This is a genomic window from Leclercia sp. EC_58 (genome assembly GCF_019584355.1).
Lineage (GTDB): Bacteria > Pseudomonadota > Gammaproteobacteria > Enterobacterales > Enterobacteriaceae > Enterobacter.
In genome coordinates, this window is sequence record NZ_VDAM01000001.1 from 2618842 (window position 1) to 2636350 (window position 17509).

General features: G+C 55.9%; 17 protein-coding genes and 4 pseudogenes. 10 read left to right on the forward strand and 11 right to left on the reverse strand.

The window, feature by feature from the left end; genetic code table 11:
- Positions 1-47: 47 nt before the first annotated feature.
- From artM to FHC51_RS12845, 5 genes are all read right to left on the reverse strand, one after another.
- Complete coding sequence (artM, locus tag FHC51_RS12825) at positions 48-716, reverse strand: arginine ABC transporter permease ArtM (RefSeq protein WP_103823430.1); 669 nt, start codon at positions 714-716, stop codon at positions 48-50.
- Complete coding sequence (artQ, locus tag FHC51_RS12830) at positions 716-1432, reverse strand: arginine ABC transporter permease ArtQ (RefSeq protein ID WP_103178868.1); 717 nt, start codon at positions 1430-1432, stop codon at positions 716-718. Before artQ ends, artM begins: the two co-directional genes overlap by 1 nt.
- A 6-nt stretch (positions 1433-1438) precedes the next feature.
- Positions 1439-2170, reverse strand: a complete 732-nt coding sequence (gene artI / locus FHC51_RS12835) for an arginine ABC transporter substrate-binding protein ArtI (protein ID WP_103178869.1) — start codon at positions 2168-2170, stop codon at positions 1439-1441.
- Between the two features lie 19 nt (positions 2171-2189).
- Positions 2190-2918, reverse strand: a complete 729-nt coding sequence (gene artP, locus FHC51_RS12840) for an arginine ABC transporter ATP-binding protein ArtP (RefSeq protein WP_039029538.1) — start codon at positions 2916-2918, stop codon at positions 2190-2192.
- Between the two features lie 237 nt (positions 2919-3155).
- A complete protein-coding gene (locus tag FHC51_RS12845; protein WP_220435706.1) occupies positions 3156-3674 on the reverse strand; it encodes a lipoprotein in 519 nt (172 codons plus the stop codon).
- Positions 3675-3790: 116 nt separating this feature from the next.
- Here FHC51_RS12845 and FHC51_RS12850 point away from each other — a divergent pair, with 116 nt between their 5' ends.
- The 3 genes from FHC51_RS12850 to FHC51_RS12860 all read left to right on the forward strand — a co-directional run bounded on the left by FHC51_RS12850 (position 3791) and on the right by FHC51_RS12860 (position 5818).
- A complete protein-coding gene (locus FHC51_RS12850) occupies positions 3791-4114 on the forward strand; it encodes a heavy metal-binding domain-containing protein (RefSeq protein WP_103178871.1) in 324 nt (107 codons plus the stop codon).
- Positions 4111-4941, forward strand: coding sequence for an N-acetylmuramoyl-L-alanine amidase (locus FHC51_RS12855; protein ID WP_220435707.1), 831 nt, complete (start codon positions 4111-4113; stop codon positions 4939-4941). The genes FHC51_RS12850 and FHC51_RS12855 overlap by 4 nt, the downstream gene beginning before the upstream one ends.
- Positions 4942-5194: 253 nt before the next feature.
- Positions 5195-5818: a helix-turn-helix domain-containing protein gene (locus FHC51_RS12860; RefSeq protein ID WP_103823425.1), complete on the forward strand. Its 624-nt coding sequence runs from the start codon at positions 5195-5197 to the stop codon at positions 5816-5818.
- Here FHC51_RS12860 and FHC51_RS12865 read toward each other — a convergent pair.
- Both FHC51_RS12865 and FHC51_RS12870 read right to left on the reverse strand, forming a co-directional pair.
- Entirely contained in the window at positions 5812-6465 is a 654-nt protein-coding gene (locus FHC51_RS12865) for a hypothetical protein (protein ID WP_233210530.1), read from the reverse strand. The two genes, FHC51_RS12860 and FHC51_RS12865, sit on opposite strands and share 7 nt — an antisense overlap.
- Positions 6465-8042: an ExeA family protein gene (locus FHC51_RS12870; protein WP_220435708.1), complete on the reverse strand. Its 1578-nt coding sequence runs from the start codon at positions 8040-8042 to the stop codon at positions 6465-6467. Before FHC51_RS12870 ends, FHC51_RS12865 begins: the two co-directional genes overlap by 1 nt.
- A 304-nt stretch (positions 8043-8346) precedes the next feature.
- On the opposite strand from FHC51_RS12870, the gene gspC reads away from it, so the two are divergent.
- The 6 genes and pseudogenes from gspC to FHC51_RS12895 all read left to right on the forward strand — a co-directional run bounded on the left by gspC (position 8347) and on the right by FHC51_RS12895 (position 11849).
- On the forward strand, positions 8347-9078 hold the full coding sequence (gspC, locus tag FHC51_RS12875) for a type II secretion system protein GspC (protein ID WP_220436689.1): 732 nt from the start codon (positions 8347-8349) through the stop codon (positions 9076-9078).
- A 13-nt stretch (positions 9079-9091) separates the two neighbouring features.
- Positions 9092-9265 (forward strand): annotated as a pseudogene (locus tag FHC51_RS12880) (hypothetical protein); the annotation flags it as partial.
- A gap of 58 nt (positions 9266-9323) precedes the next feature.
- Positions 9324-9392: pseudogene (locus FHC51_RS23245) on the forward strand (IS1 family transposase); the annotation flags it as partial.
- A pseudogene (locus FHC51_RS12885) lies at positions 9383-9481 on the forward strand (IS1 family transposase); the annotation flags it as partial. The pseudogenes FHC51_RS23245 and FHC51_RS12885, both read left to right, overlap by 10 nt.
- A 15-nt stretch (positions 9482-9496) precedes the next feature.
- The gene (locus tag FHC51_RS12890; RefSeq protein WP_309236324.1) at positions 9497-9856 is read left to right on the forward strand and encodes a transglycosylase SLT domain-containing protein; all 360 of its coding nucleotides are present in this window, start codon (positions 9497-9499) and stop codon (positions 9854-9856) included.
- A 136-nt stretch (positions 9857-9992) separates the two neighbouring features.
- Positions 9993-11849, forward strand: a complete 1857-nt coding sequence (locus FHC51_RS12895) for a glycoside hydrolase family 19 protein (protein ID WP_220435709.1) — start codon at positions 9993-9995, stop codon at positions 11847-11849.
- Between the two features lie 57 nt (positions 11850-11906).
- Here FHC51_RS12895 and FHC51_RS12900 read toward each other — a convergent pair whose 3' ends face one another.
- The 4 genes from FHC51_RS12900 to poxB all read right to left on the reverse strand — a co-directional run bounded on the left by FHC51_RS12900 (position 11907) and on the right by poxB (position 17216).
- Positions 11907-12920 carry an NAD(P)-dependent oxidoreductase gene (locus FHC51_RS12900; RefSeq protein WP_103178888.1) on the reverse strand — a complete coding sequence of 338 codons (1014 nt, stop codon included), beginning with the start codon at positions 12918-12920 and terminating at the stop codon, positions 11907-11909.
- Positions 12921-13011: 91 nt separating this feature from the next.
- Positions 13012-14448, reverse strand: coding sequence for an SDR family oxidoreductase (locus FHC51_RS12905; protein WP_220435710.1), 1437 nt, complete (start codon positions 14446-14448; stop codon positions 13012-13014).
- A 9-nt stretch (positions 14449-14457) separates the two neighbouring features.
- Complete coding sequence (gene ltaE / locus FHC51_RS12910) at positions 14458-15459, reverse strand: low-specificity L-threonine aldolase (RefSeq protein ID WP_220435711.1); 1002 nt, start codon at positions 15457-15459, stop codon at positions 14458-14460.
- 38 nt (positions 15460-15497) lie between these two features.
- Positions 15498-17216, reverse strand: a complete 1719-nt coding sequence (gene poxB / locus FHC51_RS12915) for a ubiquinone-dependent pyruvate dehydrogenase (RefSeq protein WP_220435712.1) — start codon at positions 17214-17216, stop codon at positions 15498-15500.
- 151 nt (positions 17217-17367) lie between these two features.
- Here poxB and FHC51_RS12920 point away from each other — a divergent pair.
- Positions 17368-17448, forward strand: a pseudogene (locus FHC51_RS12920) (GntR family transcriptional regulator); the annotation flags it as partial.
- Between the last annotated feature and the right edge of the window lie 61 nt (positions 17449-17509).

A 17509-nucleotide genomic window follows, 5' to 3' on the forward strand; every position in this document is an offset into this window, starting at 1 on the left:
GAAGCGGTCAGGCGTTCCCGTCTTTCTTAAATCAAACTTATGCAGTTTTAATTGCGGCGTTCGAAGGCCAGGGCTTTACGTTCAACCAGACGCATCAGCAGCGTCAGCAGGCCGTTGACGATGAGGTAGATAATACCTGCAGCGCCAAACACCATCACATCATAGGTGCGGCCGTACAGCAGCTGTCCGTGGCCCATCACCTCCATCAGCGTGATGGTGTAGGCCAGCGACGTACTCTTGAACACCAGCACCACTTCGTTGGAATACGACGAGAGGGCGCGTTTGAAGGCGTACGGCAGCAGGATCGCCAGCGTGTCTTTCTTGCTCATCCCCAGCGCGCCGCAGGACTGCCACTGACCGTCCGGAATAGCGCGGATCGCGCCGTAGAAGAGCTGCGTGGTATAGGCGGCACTGTTCAGCGACAGGGCGAGCAGGGCGCAGAGCCACGGCTCGGAGAGCAGATGCCACAGCACCGGATATTCCTGCAGCGTCGGGAACTGGCCCGGGCCGTAATAAATCAGGAAGATCTGCACCAGCAGCGGCGTGCCGGTAAACAGGGTGATGTAGCCACGCACGATCCACACCAGCACCGGCGTTTTGAGCGTCAGGATGATGGTAAAAATCAGCGCCAGGATCAGCGCCACGATAATCGAGGCCACCGTCAGCGTCAGGCTGGTGTGCAGCCCTTTCATCAGTTCGGGTAAGTAATCCAGCATCAGCCTGGTCTCCGTTCAAAACGCGTCGCACGCAGGTCAATACGCTTGAGAATGTACTGACTGAGCAACGTGATCACCAGGTAGATGGCCGCCGCCACGATGTACCAGGTAAAGGGCTCCTGAGTACGGGTGGCGATGCTTTTGGTTTGCAGCATCAGGTCGTTCACGCTGATTAAGCTCACCAGCGCGGTATCTTTCAACAGCACCAGCCACTGGTTGCCGAGCCCCGGCAGGGCATGACGCCACATCTGCGGCATCACCAGACGGAAGAAAATGGCGGTTTTCGACAGCCCCAGCGCCTGGCCAGATTCCCACTGACCCACCGGCACCGCTTTCAGCGCGCCGCGCAGGGTTTGCGAGGCATAGGCGGAGTAGAGCAGGGAGAGGGCGATCACGCCGCACAGGAACGGGCTGACGTCGAAGTTTTCAATCTGCATCTGAATCGGGATCTGCACCACGCCCAGATTGAGCGTAAAGCCGTCCGACAGTGTCAGCAGCAGCTGCGAGGAGCCAAAGTAAATAAACAGCACCACCAGAATTTCCGGCAGGCCGCGCAGCAGGGTCACCAGTGCTGAGCCGGCCCAGGCGACAGGTCGCCACTTAGCCGACTCCCACACGGCAAAGATCATCGCCAGCACCAGGCCGATGATCAGCGCACAAACGGCAAGGCCGACGGTCATCCCGGCGGCGCTTGCTAATGGAAAAATTTCGTTCATCAGATCTTACTTCTGGAACCATTTGTTGTAGATGGAATCGTAGGTGCCATCTTTCTTCACTTTTTCCAGCGCAGTATTGAATTTCTGCTGCAGCTCGGTGTTGCCCTGACGAACAGCGATGCCCAGACCGGTGCCGAAGTAGTCTTTATCCGTCACTTTATCGCCCACCGCGGCCAGCTTGTCGTTCGCTTTCAGCCATTCGGTGACCACCGCGTTATCACCAAAGACGGCGTCGATACGGCCATTTTGCAGATCCAGACGGGCGTTCTGATAGCTGTCGTAAGGCACGGTGGTGATTTCCGGGTGCTTATCCATAATGAATTTCTGGTGTGTGGTGCCGTTCTGCACGCCCACTTTCTTGCCTTTCAGCGCGTCGATAGAGGCATATTTACCCTTCTGACCGATGAACAGGGCGGAGTTCTCATAGTACGGGGTGCTGAACAGAACCTGCTTCTCACGTTCCGGGGTGATGTCCATACCGGCCATGACCGCGTCGATACGACGGAATTTCAGGCTTGGGATCAGGCTGTCGAAAGACTGGTTGGAGAAGGTACAGGTGGCGTCGATCTCTTTACACAGGGCGTTCGCCAGATCCACGTCAAAGCCCACAATCTTGTTATTCGCATCCATAGACTCAAACGGAGGGTAGGAGGCTTCCGTGGCGAAACGAATGGTCTGAGCTGCGGTGGCAGAGAGGCTAACGCTGGCAAGCAGCGCGGCAATCACTATTTTTTTCATTGTCGTTCTCTCGGTTCGATTAGTGAGACAGATAATTTCTGAATGCGTCGGTCTGCGGCTCGGCAAAGCAGCGCGCATCCCCTTGCTCCACAATATGACCGTTTTCCATATAGACCACACGGCTGGCGGTTTTACGCGCCACTTCCACCTCGTGGGTCACGATCACCTGGGTAATGTTGGTTTCCGCCAGTTCGCGAATGATGCTGACGATCTGGGCGGTGATTTCCGGGTCCAGCGCGGCGGTGGGTTCATCAAACAGAAGAACCTGCGGCTCCATCATCAGGGCGCGGGCAATGGCCACACGCTGCTGCTGACCCCCGGAGAGGTGCAGCGGATAACGGTCGCTGTAGGGCTTCAGGCGCAGACGTTCCAGCAGCTTCTCGGCACGCGCCAGCGCCTGCTCTTTGGAGAGACCCAGCACGCGGCACGGCGCTTCAATCAGGTTCTGCTGCACGGTGAGGTGCGGCCAGAGATTATATTGCTGAAAGACCATGCCGACATTCTGGCGCAGATCGCGGATCGCTTTCTCAGAAGGGGCTTTCGCAAAATTGAAGTGGTTACCCGCAATATCCAGCGTACCGGAGCGGGGCATTTCAAGCAGATTAAGGACGCGAAGCAGCGAGCTTTTACCCGCGCCGCTGGGACCAAGCAGAACCAGCGTTTCGCCCTCAGGGCAATTCAGTGTGATGTCGAACAGCGCCTGGTGTGCGCCGTAGAAGCAGTTAATGCCGTTTAGTTGAATACTCATCGGGGCAGTCTTTACTCATCCAGGCAATCTATAGCAATTGAGGCCGCAAATAGTACCGTTGACAGAATAGTTATGCAATATAACTGCGTTAAAAGTTAAATATAAACCGAATCTATACCTAAACATAGCACAAAATAGCGGAAGCTAAGGTCGGCGAGAATAAATGTCGGCATTCCTCACGAAATGCCAGACATTTTACGGGGTTTTCCCCTGCTTAACGGTCTGAAACGCGCATATTTAGCGGTTTTCAATCGACTGGCGCAGGGTGCCAGCCGGGGCGTGAACGCTGCCGCCCAGGTAGCGCACGTCATCGATAGCCCAGCACTGACCTTCGCGGATCATCAATACTTCATCCTGCCAGGTCTGGCTGCCCTGCGTCAGCTTGACGCGCAGCGGGATATTTCGTGCATCGGTATTCGGGATGGTTGATGCGCTGGAGACTTCGGCCTTTTCAGGCGCGGTGGTGCGGCTGGAGAAAGGATCGTCTTTCAACAGGTTACGGTGCTGCGGATCGCGGCTGGCATCGCTCAGCAGCTGGGCCAGGCTATCGCTCAGGTAGGGGCGCAGCGCGGTGAAGTCATTGCTGCGGTGCGTGATGCGGTAGTCATAGAACTGTTGAGCCACGGCATCCGGCCCGCCGGTGATGCAGCTGCCGCTGCGGGTACCGATGTCCTTGAAGGCCGGGGTGACTGGCGTTGTGCAGGCGCTGAGCAGCAGCGCGCAAGGCACTAAAAGCGTCAAAGCAGAATAGCGCATGATGATTTCCTTATTAGGCTGCAATAATTAACTAACCTTTAAATCATAGCGTAACGAGCAGATAATGATTTTGTTCTTAATCGCTTAGGCTCTTAACTCGCGCAAAGGAGACCAGGATGCAATTTTCAACTACCCCCACTCTGGAAGGACAACCCATCAGCGAATACTGCGGCGTGGTAACCGGGGAAGCCATACTCGGCGCCAACGTCTTCCGTGACTTTTTTGCTGGGATCCGCGATATCGTCGGCGGTCGCTCCGGCGCTTATGAGAAAGAGCTGCGCAAGGCGCGTGAAATTGCCTTCAGGGAGATGGGCGAGCAGGCGAAGGCGATGGGCGCAGATGCGGTAGTGGGGATCGATATCGACTACGAAACCGTCGGCAAAGACGCCAGTATGCTGATGGTCAGCGTCAGCGGTACGGCGGTGAAAACGCGCCGATGAAGCAGGCATTTGTGCCCCTCCTGCTGGCGTTGCTGCTGGCAGGCTGTGCGGCAGAAAAAGGGGTCATCGAGAAAGGGGCGTATGAGCTGGACACCCGGCGTCAGGCGCAGGCGGCCTATCCGCGCGTTAAGGTACTGGTTATCCATTACACCGCCGACGATTTTGACAGCTCGCTGGCCACCCTGACCGATAAAAATGTCAGCTCCCACTATTTAATCCCGGCGATCCCGCCCCTGCATAAAGGAAAACCGCGGATCTGGCAGCTGGTGCCGGAGCGGGATCTGGCCTGGCATGCCGGCGTCAGCTTCTGGCGTGGCGCCACGCGTATTAATGACACCTCTATTGGCATTGAGCTGGAAAACCGCGGCTGGCAAAAAATTAACGGCCAGAAACGCTTTGCTCCCTTCGAACCGGCGCAGATCGCTGCCCTGATCCCCCTGGCGAAGGATATTATCCAGCGTTACGACATCAAACCCCAGAATGTGGTCGCCCACGCGGACATCGCCCCGCAGCGCAAGGACGATCCCGGTCCGTTGTTCCCCTGGCAGGCGCTGGCGCAGCAGGGGATAGGTGCCTGGCCGGATCCGGCCCGGGTGGCGTTTTATCTGAACGGGCAACCGCCTTATCAACCCGCAGACAGTGCCACACTCCTCAGTTTATTATCTCGCTACGGATATGATGTTCCGGATAATATTTCGCCCCCACAACAAAAGCGCATTATTATGGCTTTTCAGATGCATTTCAGACCGCAATTATGGAATGGTGTTTCTGATAGAGAAACAATTGCTGTCGCGGAAGCGTTACTTGAAAAATATGGTCAGGGATAGGCCGCAAGCCCCGCCGTTCAAGGGCTTTACTCTGTACCCGACTTAAGATTAATCTTAGGTTCAATCGCGATTCATTTTTAGTTAATTGACTTAAATTTACCCGAATATAAGATGTACATATAGCTTGCTAACTATTATTACAAAGTAAATATTATTTGAGACTTACTCTCAGCAAAGTTATTTCGAATTATCCTTTGCGCCTTTTTAGACGCAGTGGGCTGCTTTATCCATAAAAATTTCAACAGGCATAATAATGTTAAACTTATACTCTAAAAATAGTCGACCGAAAAAGGCGATTGACGCCATTATTGCCGCTACGGCGGATTATCCTGAAAAAACGTTAAAGAAATGGCAGAAGATTATTACCGCCGATTCCCAATATGTTCATGTAATGGTCAGTGGTGAAGTCGAAATTCGTCGGAGCTCCGATGAGTTAAGTATGTTTACCATGCGTCAGGCCGGATTTTTAGGGGTCTCTGCCGTCTATAACAGAGCCTCTCACATGTACGGCCTGGTTCGCGATACCACCGTCATTCGCACCATCAAACGTGATGAGTTCGAACGTATCATTAGCGAGAAAAACCTGTGGCCAGAGTTCAGCCAGCTCTTGATCTGGTATATCGACGTACTGAGCAAGCGCGATGATATCCTGGTTGCCCGCAGCGCTTATTCTGTAGTCCGTGAATTCCTCCTCGAAATTAATGAACTGATTGTTCATCAGAATCGTGATATTAACGTTTATGATTACATTCAGGAATATACCAGCCTGGCGCGCAGTACCATCATTAAAATTCTCTCAGACCTGAAAAAAGGCCAGTATATTGTAGTTGAAAAAGGGAAATTAATAAATATCACCAGTCTGCCGGAACGCTACTGATAACCATTCCGCAAATCTCCATGGGTTAACGCCTGTGGAGATTTTTTTAGCATTGATGTAGCTATTTTTTCCGTTTTTAACGCTGCTGTCTGGTTTATCACCCGATTATTCGTCTCAGAATCAGCTTGTGTCTCATCAACCGGTGCATCCGGTATTTTTCCCTGCGAATAATCCTGCTGCTGCTCTTTTAATGCCTGCATAAACCGTTCTTTTAACGAATCGGAATCGGTTGCTTGCTGGGCGATGTGCGTATCGGGCAACGGTTCGCTGGAAATATCATTGTCCGGGGCCTGCTGCCAGTCCAAAGATTTATCCATCATCAACGGATCGTCTGAGGGTAGCGGCGGTGCGGCATACTCCGCGACTTTTGGTTTCGGTTCCGGAAACGGTTTCGAGATATAGACATAATGCATATCCGAAAGCTGCGTATCCGGTTGCGCCACGCTCACCGGTTTGGGTGCTGGCGCCGGATGCTGAAGATGCCAGTAAATATGGGCGTACAGCCCGGCGATCAAAACGGCCCCCAGGCAGCATAAGCAGGCCAGGGTTCTGAAGACGATTTTATGCAACGCGGGAAGGCGGTATGAGAACCAGACCGCCTCGCCGGTATTAAAGCTGCGCTGAGCAGCGAGGCATATAGTAGACATTAGTGCGTTTTTCCTTGCGCCAGAACTTGCGGTGCGGTGTCAGCGACCTGGGTGATGACCGTCGGGATGGTGTTATTGGCACGCATTAACTGCATCAGCGTCTCTTCCCCAGGCATGCCATCTACGTTCAGTCCGGCCTGGGCCTGAAATTCCCGGGTGCGCTGCACCAGCGTCTGCGTCCAGGACTGAGCATGGGTTTCGGGCTCATGCAGCGCCTGACTGAGTTGCGTATCGATCCAGGCCAGATCCTGGCGGCTGCTGGCGGCGCCGACCAAATCTTGTCCTGCCGGGGTCAGACGGTGCAACAACGTGTAATTCCCGGTGGCGTGGGCGTTAAACCAGCTGCGCTTCACCTGCCAGGTGCGATTATTCAGCAGTAAATCCAGCGAGTTCTGCCCGACGCGGGCCACCACCGCATAGTTCAGGTGATCGCCGGTTTTCAGTTCGCTCACCCACGGATAGCCCTCTTTTTCCAGCTCCTGCAGCGAGGCGTGGCCCTGTTTACAGGTGAGATTCACCCGGGCGGCATTCTGGCAAAGCGCCTCTTCCGTGGAGGGATCGTACCCCCACATGGTGTAGAGCTGATGCATGGCATCCGGCGAATTAACCACCTCTTTATCCAGGGTCGGCAGAACCGGGGCCTGCGGCGTATGGACTGTCTGTTTCCAGCTCGCCGGAACAGGCAGCGGCACAGGGAGTTTCGCTGTGATGGCGCCTGAGAAATACCATCCGCAGGCGGTAAACAGTACGCTGGCGAACAGGCCAACCGTCGCCAGGGTTTTGCGGTGGGTTTTGCGCGGCAGCACTTCACCCGCCGCCAGACGTAAATGGCGTGGCCCTACGCCGGGGGCTCGTTCGGTCCAGGCCGCCAGTAGCGACAGGTGCGCCAGCGCGTTCAGCTGGCTTACCGATCCTTTGCTCAGGGCGTGCATCCGGCGTATGCGGGCAGGGGTAAAGGGTGAGATTTCCGCCCCATGCTCCTGGGTCTGCGCCTGAACATAGCTCATCACTTCGCGGCAGGTGAGCGGGCGCAGGGTATGGCGGGTATGCACCCGGGACGCCAGCCCAGAGTGGTTCATCAGGCGCGCTTCCTGGTCAGGGGTGCCGGTCAGGACCAGCGTCAGCGACAGGTTGCACTCCTGCGCCCGGGAGAGCAGCATGCCCAGCGCCTCCCAGCAGTTATCGCGCATCGCCTGAACGGCAGAGACGGTCATTACCATGCCGCTCTTTTTGCAGGCAGGGTATTTCTCGTGCCACTGGCGCAGTACCGCGTCAATGGCATGAATTTTGTTGCTGGCATCTTTTGCCTGGGCGCTGAGTTTATACAGCAGCCCTTTCGCGTTCAGCTTCGGAAAAGCGTTAACGGCAACCCCGGCGGAGGTTTTCGCCAGCAGATGCCCGGTGAAGGTGTTGAGCAGTGCCTCGTCATCGCCAAACAGCGCCACAATCCCTGGCATGGTTGATTTCTCTGCCAGCATGCCGAAGACATCCTGATGATAAGCCGCAAAGAAACTGCCGCAGGGGCGGGCTGCGCTCCTGAAGGGGGGGCGGGCAAATTTAAAATGACTGAGGAACATAACGCTTCACCGTTGTATTTCATTGACCAAATGTCAACCTGGAAAGTAAGGGAAGCGCGGTAAAGGGTCAATTTCGCTGGAGGAGAAAAATAACCTGCGTCGGCTGGTTAACATCGGATATTTGTCTGGTCAATATTTTTCTTTATTAAAGTTAACGGCAAACCCGATGGAGCGGGGGGCGCATCATTATTACTATTTCTGGGTATTCAGGTGCAGCGCCAGGCTGCTAACTCCTGCATTGACTAAAAGGTCAGTTTTAAAAATGAAAATGCAGTTCTATTCCCGGTATATTGCGCCATGCGTAATGTTTGTCCTGCTGATATTTAGCGGTCAGCAGGGATATGTCGTATTTAAAGAGTATAAAAAGGCGGCCAATTCCAGTCCGGATAAGGCGCCCGCGCTTTCCCGTACGCAGCAGTCAGAGCAGGCCTTTGCCCTTTTCAAGCCAGCCGCTTACCAACCCGTGGCGCAGCAGGCGACAAAAAAGCGTATTTCTGCCGAGGTGGACGGCATCATCAACAGCGATGAAGCGTGGCTCTCCTTTGCCGTCATCAAAACGCCTGTCGGGCAGAAGAGCCTGCGTGAAGGCGATCCGCTGCCCGGTTACAACGATGCCTATATCGATGAGATCAACCCCGACAACGTGGTGGTGAGTTACGAGGGCGAGCGGCAGGTACTGGCGTTAAAACGCCCTGATTATTTTAAAGGCGATATGAATTCCTCGCCCGCGCAGAAGCCTAAAGGCGATGCCGGAGCAGATAATATCCATCTCGACGATTATTTAGTGCTGAAACCCTATATCGAAAAGGGTCAGCTCGAAGGCTATCAAATTAAGCCAAAAAATGCCTCTTCCTTTTTTAGCAATAGCGGGCTGGAAAAGGGAGATGTGGTAGTGAAAGTGAATTCCGTCGATATGACGCGAGCGGAGCAGGCGAAAAGTATTATTGCCGGCTGGTCGAAAATGAGAGAAGCGGAAGTCGTAGTCAGACGCCACGCTCATCTTGAAAATATTCGGGTTAATGTTTTAACCAATTAACAAGTGTAATGAGATGAAGAAATTTCCCTGGGCATGTATAGCGTTGACTGCCGCCTCTTTTATTTCCAGTTCGGTAATGGCGGCGAACTTCAGCGCCAGTTTCAAGAACACCGATATTCGTGAATTTATCGATACGGTAGGGCGCAACCTTAATAAAACCATCCTGGTCGATCCGTCCGTTCAGGGCAACGGTAATGCTGCCAACTTACTGATTTAGTGTATGATGGTGATTTTAAGGTGCTTGCGTGGCTTCCATTTCCATCAGATGTCCTTCCTGCTCCGCTACTGAAGGCGTGGTGCGTAACTGGCAAGGCTGGGACGGAAGTCACTGTCGTTCTCAAAATCGGTGGAGCTGCATGACAAGGTCATCGGGCATTATCTGAACATAAAACACTATCAGTAAGTTGGAGTCATTACCGTGGATCCCTGGTTATTATTTGCTATTGCGGACGTGGAATCCGGTCTCAATCCTAACGCGGTCGGTTATAACCATGACGGTTCACGGGATGTCGGGCTGATGCAAATAAATAGTTCGCATTTTGCCGAGCTGAAAAAAAAGGGCATTGATGAATACCGGTTAATGAATGAGCCCTGTACCTCAATTATGGTCGGTGCTTCTATTCTCTCCGGGATGATTAAAGTTTACGGCTATAACTGGGAAGCGGTCGGTGCCTATAACGCGGGGCTGAAACCGGAAAACTTTCCCCAGCGCAGGATTTACGCCAGAAAAGTCTGGGCGAAATATCAAAGAATAAAACGGATGTCGCAATACCGATAACCAGGCTTTTTTTTGAAGAATATCTTGCGGGTGTTCTTCAGAAAGAAAAGGTGCTGTCCCGGGTTTATTTATTAAAGGATTAATACATAAATCGAGATCGCATTGGTTATTATCGTTTTTAACAGGAATAATGTAGATGAATAAAAGGACATTGCTGAGCATTCTGGTCGCGGGGGCGTGTGTTGCGCCAGTGATGGCACAGGCAAACATGCTCAAGGCGGAAAGCAGCGAACCCTACACGATGAAAGCCAGCGATCTGGCGAAAAAGGAGCAGGAGTTAACGGATTTTCCGCTGATGAAGTCAGTTAAAGCGACAATTCGCACCCTGGATAACGCCCAGGTGGAACTGATTGAGCCGGGTAAGGCTACCAACCCGGATAACGTGAAGCGTGTTGAAAGTATTCTGAAGGAGAGCGACTGGGAGTATCTGTTCCCGCTGCGCGCCAAAGAGTACAGCTACAGCAACTTCCTGAAAGCGGTAGGTAAATTCCCGGCGCTGTGCGACACCTACACCGATGGCCGCGACAGCCTGGCCATTTGCCGTAAAGAGCTGGCGACCATGTTTGCGCACTTCGCGCAGGAGACCGGCGGGCATGAATCCTGGCGTCCGGAAGCCGAATGGCGTCAGGCGCTGGTATACGTTCGCGAAATGGGCTGGAGCGAAGGCCAGAAGGGCGGTTATAACGGCGAATGTAACCCGGATGTCTGGCAGGGTCAGACCTGGCCGTGCGGCAAAGACAAAGACGGCGATTTCCTGAGCTACTTTGGCCGCGGCGCCAAACAGCTCTCCTACAACTATAACTACGGTCCGTTCTCGGAAGCGATGTTCGGCGACGTCCGCACGCTGCTGGACAAACCGGAGCTGGTAGCCGACACCTGGCTGAACCTGGCGAGCGCCATCTTCTTCTTCGCCTACCCGCAACCGCCGAAGCCGAGCATGCTGCAGGTTATCGACGGCACCTGGCAGCCAAACGATCATGACAAAGCTAACGGCCTGGTTCCGGGCTTCGGTGTGACCACCCAGATCATTAACGGCGGCGTGGAATGCGGCGGCCCGACTGAGATTGCCCAGTCGGAAAACCGTATCAAATACTACAAAGAGTTCGCCAACTACCTGAAAGTGCCGGTTCCTGAAAACGAAGTACTGGGCTGCGCCAACATGAAGCAGTTTGATGAAGGCGGCGCCGGTGCTCTGAAAATTTACTGGGAACAGGACTGGGGATGGAGCGCGGATACGCCAGACGGCAAGACCTACGCCTGTCAGCTGGTGGGTTATCAGACGCCATTCAGCGCATTTAAAGAGGGCGACTACACCAAGTGCGTGCAGAAGTTCTTTAATGTGAATATCATCAATGACGACGGCTCTGCGGTTAACCCAAGCGATAACACGCCTGCGGACAATACCCCGGCAGACAATACGCCAGCGGATAACACCCCGGCTGACAACACGCCTGCGGACAACACCCCTGCTGACAATACGCCAGCAGACGAGACGCCAGCTGTGACCAACCATGCGCCGGTTGCGGTCATTTCTGGCCCGGTTGGTGCGGTTGACGCGGGTGCGCAGGTCTCCCTGAGCGCTGAAGGCTCCACTGACGAAGATGGCAACAAACTGACCTACACCTGGCGCTCCCAGGACGGCCAGACCGTCTCCGGTGAAGACAAAGCGGTAGTGACCTTTACTGCGCCTGAAGCAGCAACAGCTCAGCAGATTGAAGTGAGCCTGACCGTCAGCGATGGCGAACTGAGCGACACCACGACTTACCTGCTGAACGTGAAAGCGAAAGCGCAGACCCCGTCAGGTGACGAAGGCTCAGACACTTACGCGGCGTGGAGTGCTAACAGCAAGTACAACGCAGGGGATATCGTGAACAACCACGGTAAACTCTTCCAGTGCAAGCCATTCCCGTACAGCGGCTGGTGTAACAGCGCCTCGGCTTACTATGAACCAGGCGTAGGCCTGGCATGGGCAGACGCCTGGACCGCACTTTAATAGCAAAACGGCAACCTCAGGGTTGCCGTTTTTTTTGCTCTGCCGCGCGCCGGGCTGTTAGCGATGTAACTTCCCGTGATCCCGCAGCCAGGCCGCGGTGCGCACAATCCCCTCATCCAGCGTCACCAGCGGCTTATAGCCCAGCTCACTCTCAGCGCGTTGCGTATCGAGGGTAAAATCAAAGTTCAGTTTCGACACCCCGTAGTGCGTCAGCATCGGCTCTTTGGCAGCCTTATTCCCCAGCCGCTCCATGCTGCGGGCAATAATATCCAGCATCGGGTAGGGCACGGAGCGGATCCGGCAGTGAATGTTCAGCTCGTCGATCAGCTTTTGCACAATGCTGCGCAGCGAGCGCGGCTCACCGTTGGTGATGTTGTATGCCCGGCCGGATGGCAGCCCGTCGCATTCACGCTGGCTGGCCAGCCACATGGCATGAATGGCGTTGTCGTAATAGGTCATGTCCACCAGCGCATCCCCGCCGCGCGGCAGCAGCACGCTGCCGTAGTGGTGCATCATCTGCGCCAGGCGCGGGATAAACACTTTGTCGTGCGGGCCAAACAGGCTCTGCGGACGCAGAATGGTAAAACGGGTGTGCGGGTTAGACTGCGCCAGCAGATCGATCACCTCTTCGCTGGCGGCTTTACTGCGGGCAAATTCGCAGGCGAAGCGCGCCGGACGGAAATCTTCCTGGATGTCGCGATGGTGGTGATAGTCGAAATAGAGCGACGGCGAGGAGATATGCACGAAGTTACGCACACCCCAGGCCACGGCCCACTCGCCCAGACGGCGGGTGGCGCGCACGTTTGCCAGGTCGAACGCTTCCTGAGTTCCCCAGGGTGAGGTAAAGCTGGAGCAGTGCCACAGCGTATCGATTCCGGCCAGCATCACTTTTGCCTGGGAAGAGACCAGTTCCGTCAGATCGGCATGGACAAACTCTGCGCCCATTTTTTGCAGCAATTTACCCATCGCTTCATTACGACCGGTGGCCCGGACGCTGACGCCTTTATTGCGCAAAAACTCCACCGCGTTGCGGCCTAAGCCGCTGGTGGCGCCGGTAACCAGTACCTTCATATCGATCCACTGTATTGAAAGAATTTCGTGCGCATTCTTCCGTGAATTACGCCTGTATGCAATGGGAAACGTGAAAGATTCAGAGTTTTAATTAGTCTTTTTCTTTGTTTTGTTCTGCCAGAAAAACAATACGCCGGGCCATTCCTCGGAAGATAAACAGGTGCGCCGGGATCATCAGCAGCCAGTAGAACAGGCCAGGCATGCCGTGCGGATGCCACCAGGCGCGCACGTCCAGCTCCCGATGGTCGCCTTTGTCCTTCAGGGTAAAGCACAACCGCCCAAGACCGGGGGCTTTCATGCCAAATAGCAGCGCCAGCTGCTTTTGAGGTTCAACGATAATCACCTTCCAGCTGTCAACGGTATCGCCGGTTTGCAAATATGGCGCGGCCGGACGGCCTTTCGCCAGCTTATGCCCGACGAGCCGATCCATCATCGCCCGGGTTTGCCACAGCGCGTTGCCAAAGAAGTAGCACTCTTTACCGCCGATCTGGTTCACCACTTTCCAGAGCGCGCTAAGGCTGGCGGCGGTTTTCACCGTGCATCCGGCCTGTTTCGGGTAGTAACCATATTCCGGACGCCAGCGGGCGAAGGCCTGGGCGTCGTAGCCCCAGTCGCTGGAGTTCACCAGCTTCTCTTCTTCTTTTAGCGTATTGCGCACCGCGTCATCGAAGCGAATGAGTTCCTGCGGGATCAGCGCCCGCAGCGCGCGGTCGTCCGCCAGCAGATCGTGTTTTAGCCCCTGGATTAGGGCTTTGGCGGTGGTCGGCGGCACGGAGGTGATGACATTCAAAAACCACACCGAAATCCAGCGGGTCGGGAAGGGGATGGGGATCAGCGGGCGACGGCGGCCACTCACCGCCATAAAATGTTCGAACTGCTGCTGATAGCTCAGCACCTCGGGCCCGGCGGCCTCCAGCACCCGGTTCTCTTTGGTCGGGTGATTGAGCAGCTCCACCAGATAGTGCAGCAGGTTCTCCAGCGCAATCGGCGTGGTGCGCGAGCGCACCCAGCGCGGCGGGGTGAGCACCGGCAGGTTATAGACCATATCGCGCATTACTTCGAAAGCGGCAGAACCGGCACCAACGATAATCCCGGCCCGCAGTTCGGTAAGCGGGATCCCGGCGCTGCGCAGGGTGTCGGCGGTAAGCTGCCGGGCACGCAGATGGTCGGACTGCTCATGCGTCGGTGCCTGTAACGAACTGAGGAAGATAATCTGCTTAACCGGGTATTCCAGCAGCACGTCGCGCACGTTCAACGCCACCTGGCGCTCGTGGGCGATAAAGTCGCCCCCTTCGCCCATGCTGTGTACCAGATAGTAAAGGGTATCCACTCCCTCCAGCAGCGCCGCCAGCGTCTGCGGCCAGTTGAGGTCGATAGCATGGCAGGTGACGTTGGGCAGGGCCTGCTTTTGCAGGCGCTCAATGCTGCGTGCCGCAGCCCGTACCTGATGCCCGTGTGCGCTCAGGGCGGCCACCAGATGTTGACCAATATACCCGCTGGCACCGAGCACCAGAATACGTTGCGGCACGAGGAGTCCTTAGCGCTGCAAAAACGCCTGCCAGTGGGCAACCACTTCTGCCAGCTGCTCACGGTTGACGTCGAGATGCATCACCAGACGTACTACCGGCGCGGCGTTAATCAGCACGCCGCGCGCCTTCATAAATTCGCCCAGCGCCGCGGCGTGTTCCTCTCCGACGCGGACAAACAGCATGTTGGTGTCGTGACGCATGACGTCAGCGCCGATCTCGCGCAGCTGCGCGGCCATCCACGCGGCGTTGTCGTGATCGTCCTTCAGGCGGGCAACGTTATTTTTCAGGGCGTACAGACCCGCCGCGGCGAGGATACCGGCCTGGCGCATGCCGCCGCCGGTCATTTTGCGCCAGCGGTTGGCGCGCTTGATATAGTCGGCGTTGCCCACCAGCAGAGACCCCACCGGCGTGCCCAGCCCTTTGGAGAGACAAATGGTGAAGGAGTCGCAATATTGCGTAATCGCTTTCAGCTCGCAGCCATACTCCACCACGGCGTTGAAGATGCGCGCGCCGTCGACGTGCAGCCCCAGTTTGCGCTCGCGGGTAAATTCCCACGCCGCTTTCAGGTAGTCGCGCGGCAGCACTTTGCCGTTATGGGTGTTTTCGAGGCTGAGCAGTCTGGTGCGGGCGAAGTGGATATCGTCGGCTTTGATTTTCGCCGCCACCTTGTCCAGCGGCAGGGAGCCGTCGGGGGCGGCATCGATAGGCTGCGGCTGAATGCTGCCGAGCACCGCCGCGCCGCCCGCTTCGTACAGATAGTTATGCGCCCCCTGGCCGACGATATACTCTTCGCCGCGCTCGCAGTGGCTGAGCAGGGCCACCAGATTCGCCTGGGTGCCGGTTGGCAGGAACAGCGCAGCCTCGTGGCCACTCAGTTCGGCGGCATAGCGCTGAAGTTCGTTAACGGTGGGGTCATCGCCATAGACGTCGTCCCCGACCGGCGCGGCCAGCATCTCCTTGAGCATGGCCTGCGTCGGGCGGGTTACGGTATCGCTACGTAAATCAATCATTTCACATCCCTATAGTTTAAAAGGTGATGTGAAATGTTTTACCTGAGCCAGTTGGTTTTTGCCAGCTCCAAAACTTCGTCACCGCGACCACTAATAATAGCGCGCAGCATGTACAGGCTAAAGCCCTTCGCCTGTTCCAGTTTGATCTGCGGCGGTATAGCCAGCTCCTCTTTGGCGACCACCACATCCACCAGCACCGGGCCGTCGGTAGCAAAGGCGCGCTGCAAGGCCTCATCCACCTCTGACGCTTTCTCCACGCGGATACCGGTAATGCCGCAGGCTTCGGCGATGGCGGCGAAGTTGGTGTCGTGCAGATCCGTACCGTCGGTCAGATAGCCTCCGGCTTTCATCTCCATCGCCACAAAGCCCAGCACGCCGTTGTTAAAGACGATGATTTTGATCGGCAGTTTCATCTGCGCCACCGAAAGGAAATCGCCCATCAGCATGCTGAAGCCGCCGTCGCCGCACATCGCCACCACCTGACGGTCCGGCGCGGTGGCTTTTGCCCCCAGCGCCTGCGGCATGGCGTTGGCCATTGAGCCGTGGTTAAACGATCCCAGCAGGCGGCGCTTGCCGTTCATTTTCAGGTAGCGTGCCGCCCAGACGGTGGGGGTACCCACGTCGCAGGTAAAGATGGCGTCTTCGTCGGCGTAACGGCTGATCTGCTGGGCCAGATACTGCGGGTGCAGCGCCTTATCGCTGGGTTTCGCCTTGTCATCCAGCCCTTTGCGGGCATCGCGATAATCACTCAGGGCCTTGTCCAGGAAGGTGCGATCGGTCTTCTCCTCCAGCAGCGGCATGAGTGCGCTCAGGGTCGCCTTGATGTCGCCCACCAGCGCCATATCCACTTTGCTGTGCGCCCCGATGCTGGCGGGGTTAATGTCGATCTGGATAATTTTGGCGTCAGTAGGGTAGAAGGCGCGATAGGGGAACTGGGTCCCGAGCAGCACCAGGGTGTCGGCATTCATCATGGTGTGGAACCCGGAGGAGAAGCCAATTAGCCCGGTCATCCCCACGTCGTACGGGTTATCGTAATCCACATGCTCTTTCCCGCGCAGGGCGTGAACAATCGGCGCCTTCAGGGTGCCGGCAAATTCCAGCAGCTCATCGTGGGCCCCGGCGCAGCCGCTACCGCACATCAGGGCGATATTGCTGGAATAGCGCAGCAGCTGGGCCAGTTTTTTCAGCTCAGCGAGGGCGGGCGTCACCACCGGCTGGGGCGCGGGATACCAGTGGGTGCTGGCACTTTCCGGCGCCGCCTGCAGCGCCACGTCGCCTGGCAGCACAATCACCGAGACGCCGCGCTTAAGAATGGCGTTGCGCATCGCCAGGGCCAGCACCTGGGGGATCTGCTCAGGGGAGGAGACCAGTTCACAGTAGTGGCTGCATTCACGGAACAGCTCCTGCGGATGCGTCTCCTGAAAATAGCCGCTGCCAATCTCGCTTGACGGAATATGTGCGGCGATAGCCAGCACCGGGACATGGTTACGGTGACAATCAAACAGACCATTAATCAGATGCAGGTTGCCTGGCCCGCACGAGCCCGCACAGACCGCCAGCTCTCCGGTAAGTTGGGCTTCTGCCCCGGCGGCGAACGCGGCGACCTCCTCATGGCGGGTCGGCATCCATTCGATGGTGCCCATTCGGTTCAGGCTGTCGCTCAGACCGTTGAGGGAATCCCCGGTAACACCCCAGATCCGTTTTACCCCGGCCTGTTCCAGCATTTTCGCAATATAGTTCGCCACGGTTTGTTTCATGGTAGTCCATCTCCTGAATGTGATAACGCTTTCAAGCTTAGATGAAACTGACCGGCATGCCCGTGAAATCCCCCTTATTAATCGTTGCTTTCACTGTGCAACATTCCGTCATATTGTGGTGGTTATTCAGCTAAAAATAGAGTTAATTCAGATGGTTAAATCATTGTTGATTGCTGTTAATAAAACACTAATGCACGAAGATTTCGGCAGATTGTTGCTGCGGCTGGCGGTGGTACTTTTGGGGGCAGGGCGGTTTGCAGTGGTGAGCGATCCGGCGTGGAAGTAATGCCGGG

Coding starts and splice junctions, on each gene's coding strand:
- FHC51_RS12865 (WP_233210530.1), bottom strand. CDS start 6,465: ATGTCTACTATATGCCTCGCTGCTCAGCGCAGCTTTAATACCGGCGAG.
- FHC51_RS12845 (WP_220435706.1), bottom strand. CDS start 3,674: ATGCGCTATTCTGCTTTGACGCTTTTAGTGCCTTGCGCGCTGCTGCTC.
- ltaE (WP_220435711.1), bottom strand. CDS start 15,459: ATGATTGATTTACGTAGCGATACCGTAACCCGCCCGACGCAGGCCATG.
- FHC51_RS12895 (WP_220435709.1), top strand. CDS start 9,993: ATGAATAAAAGGACATTGCTGAGCATTCTGGTCGCGGGGGCGTGTGTT.
- FHC51_RS12850 (WP_103178871.1), top strand. CDS start 3,791: ATGCAATTTTCAACTACCCCCACTCTGGAAGGACAACCCATCAGCGAA.
- artM (WP_103823430.1), bottom strand. CDS start 716: ATGCTGGATTACTTACCCGAACTGATGAAAGGGCTGCACACCAGCCTG.
- FHC51_RS12900 (WP_103178888.1), bottom strand. CDS start 12,920: ATGAAGGTACTGGTTACCGGCGCCACCAGCGGCTTAGGCCGCAACGCG.
- poxB (WP_220435712.1), bottom strand. CDS start 17,216: ATGAAACAAACCGTGGCGAACTATATTGCGAAAATGCTGGAACAGGCC.
- artI (WP_103178869.1), bottom strand. CDS start 2,170: ATGAAAAAAATAGTGATTGCCGCGCTGCTTGCCAGCGTTAGCCTCTCT.
- FHC51_RS12855 (WP_220435707.1), top strand. CDS start 4,111: ATGAAGCAGGCATTTGTGCCCCTCCTGCTGGCGTTGCTGCTGGCAGGC.
- FHC51_RS12870 (WP_220435708.1), bottom strand. CDS start 8,042: ATGTTCCTCAGTCATTTTAAATTTGCCCGCCCCCCCTTCAGGAGCGCA.
- artQ (WP_103178868.1), bottom strand. CDS start 1,432: ATGAACGAAATTTTTCCATTAGCAAGCGCCGCCGGGATGACCGTCGGC.
- FHC51_RS12860 (WP_103823425.1), top strand. CDS start 5,195: ATGTTAAACTTATACTCTAAAAATAGTCGACCGAAAAAGGCGATTGAC.
- gspC (WP_220436689.1), top strand. CDS start 8,347: ATGTTTGTCCTGCTGATATTTAGCGGTCAGCAGGGATATGTCGTATTT.
- artP (WP_039029538.1), bottom strand. CDS start 2,918: ATGAGTATTCAACTAAACGGCATTAACTGCTTCTACGGCGCACACCAG.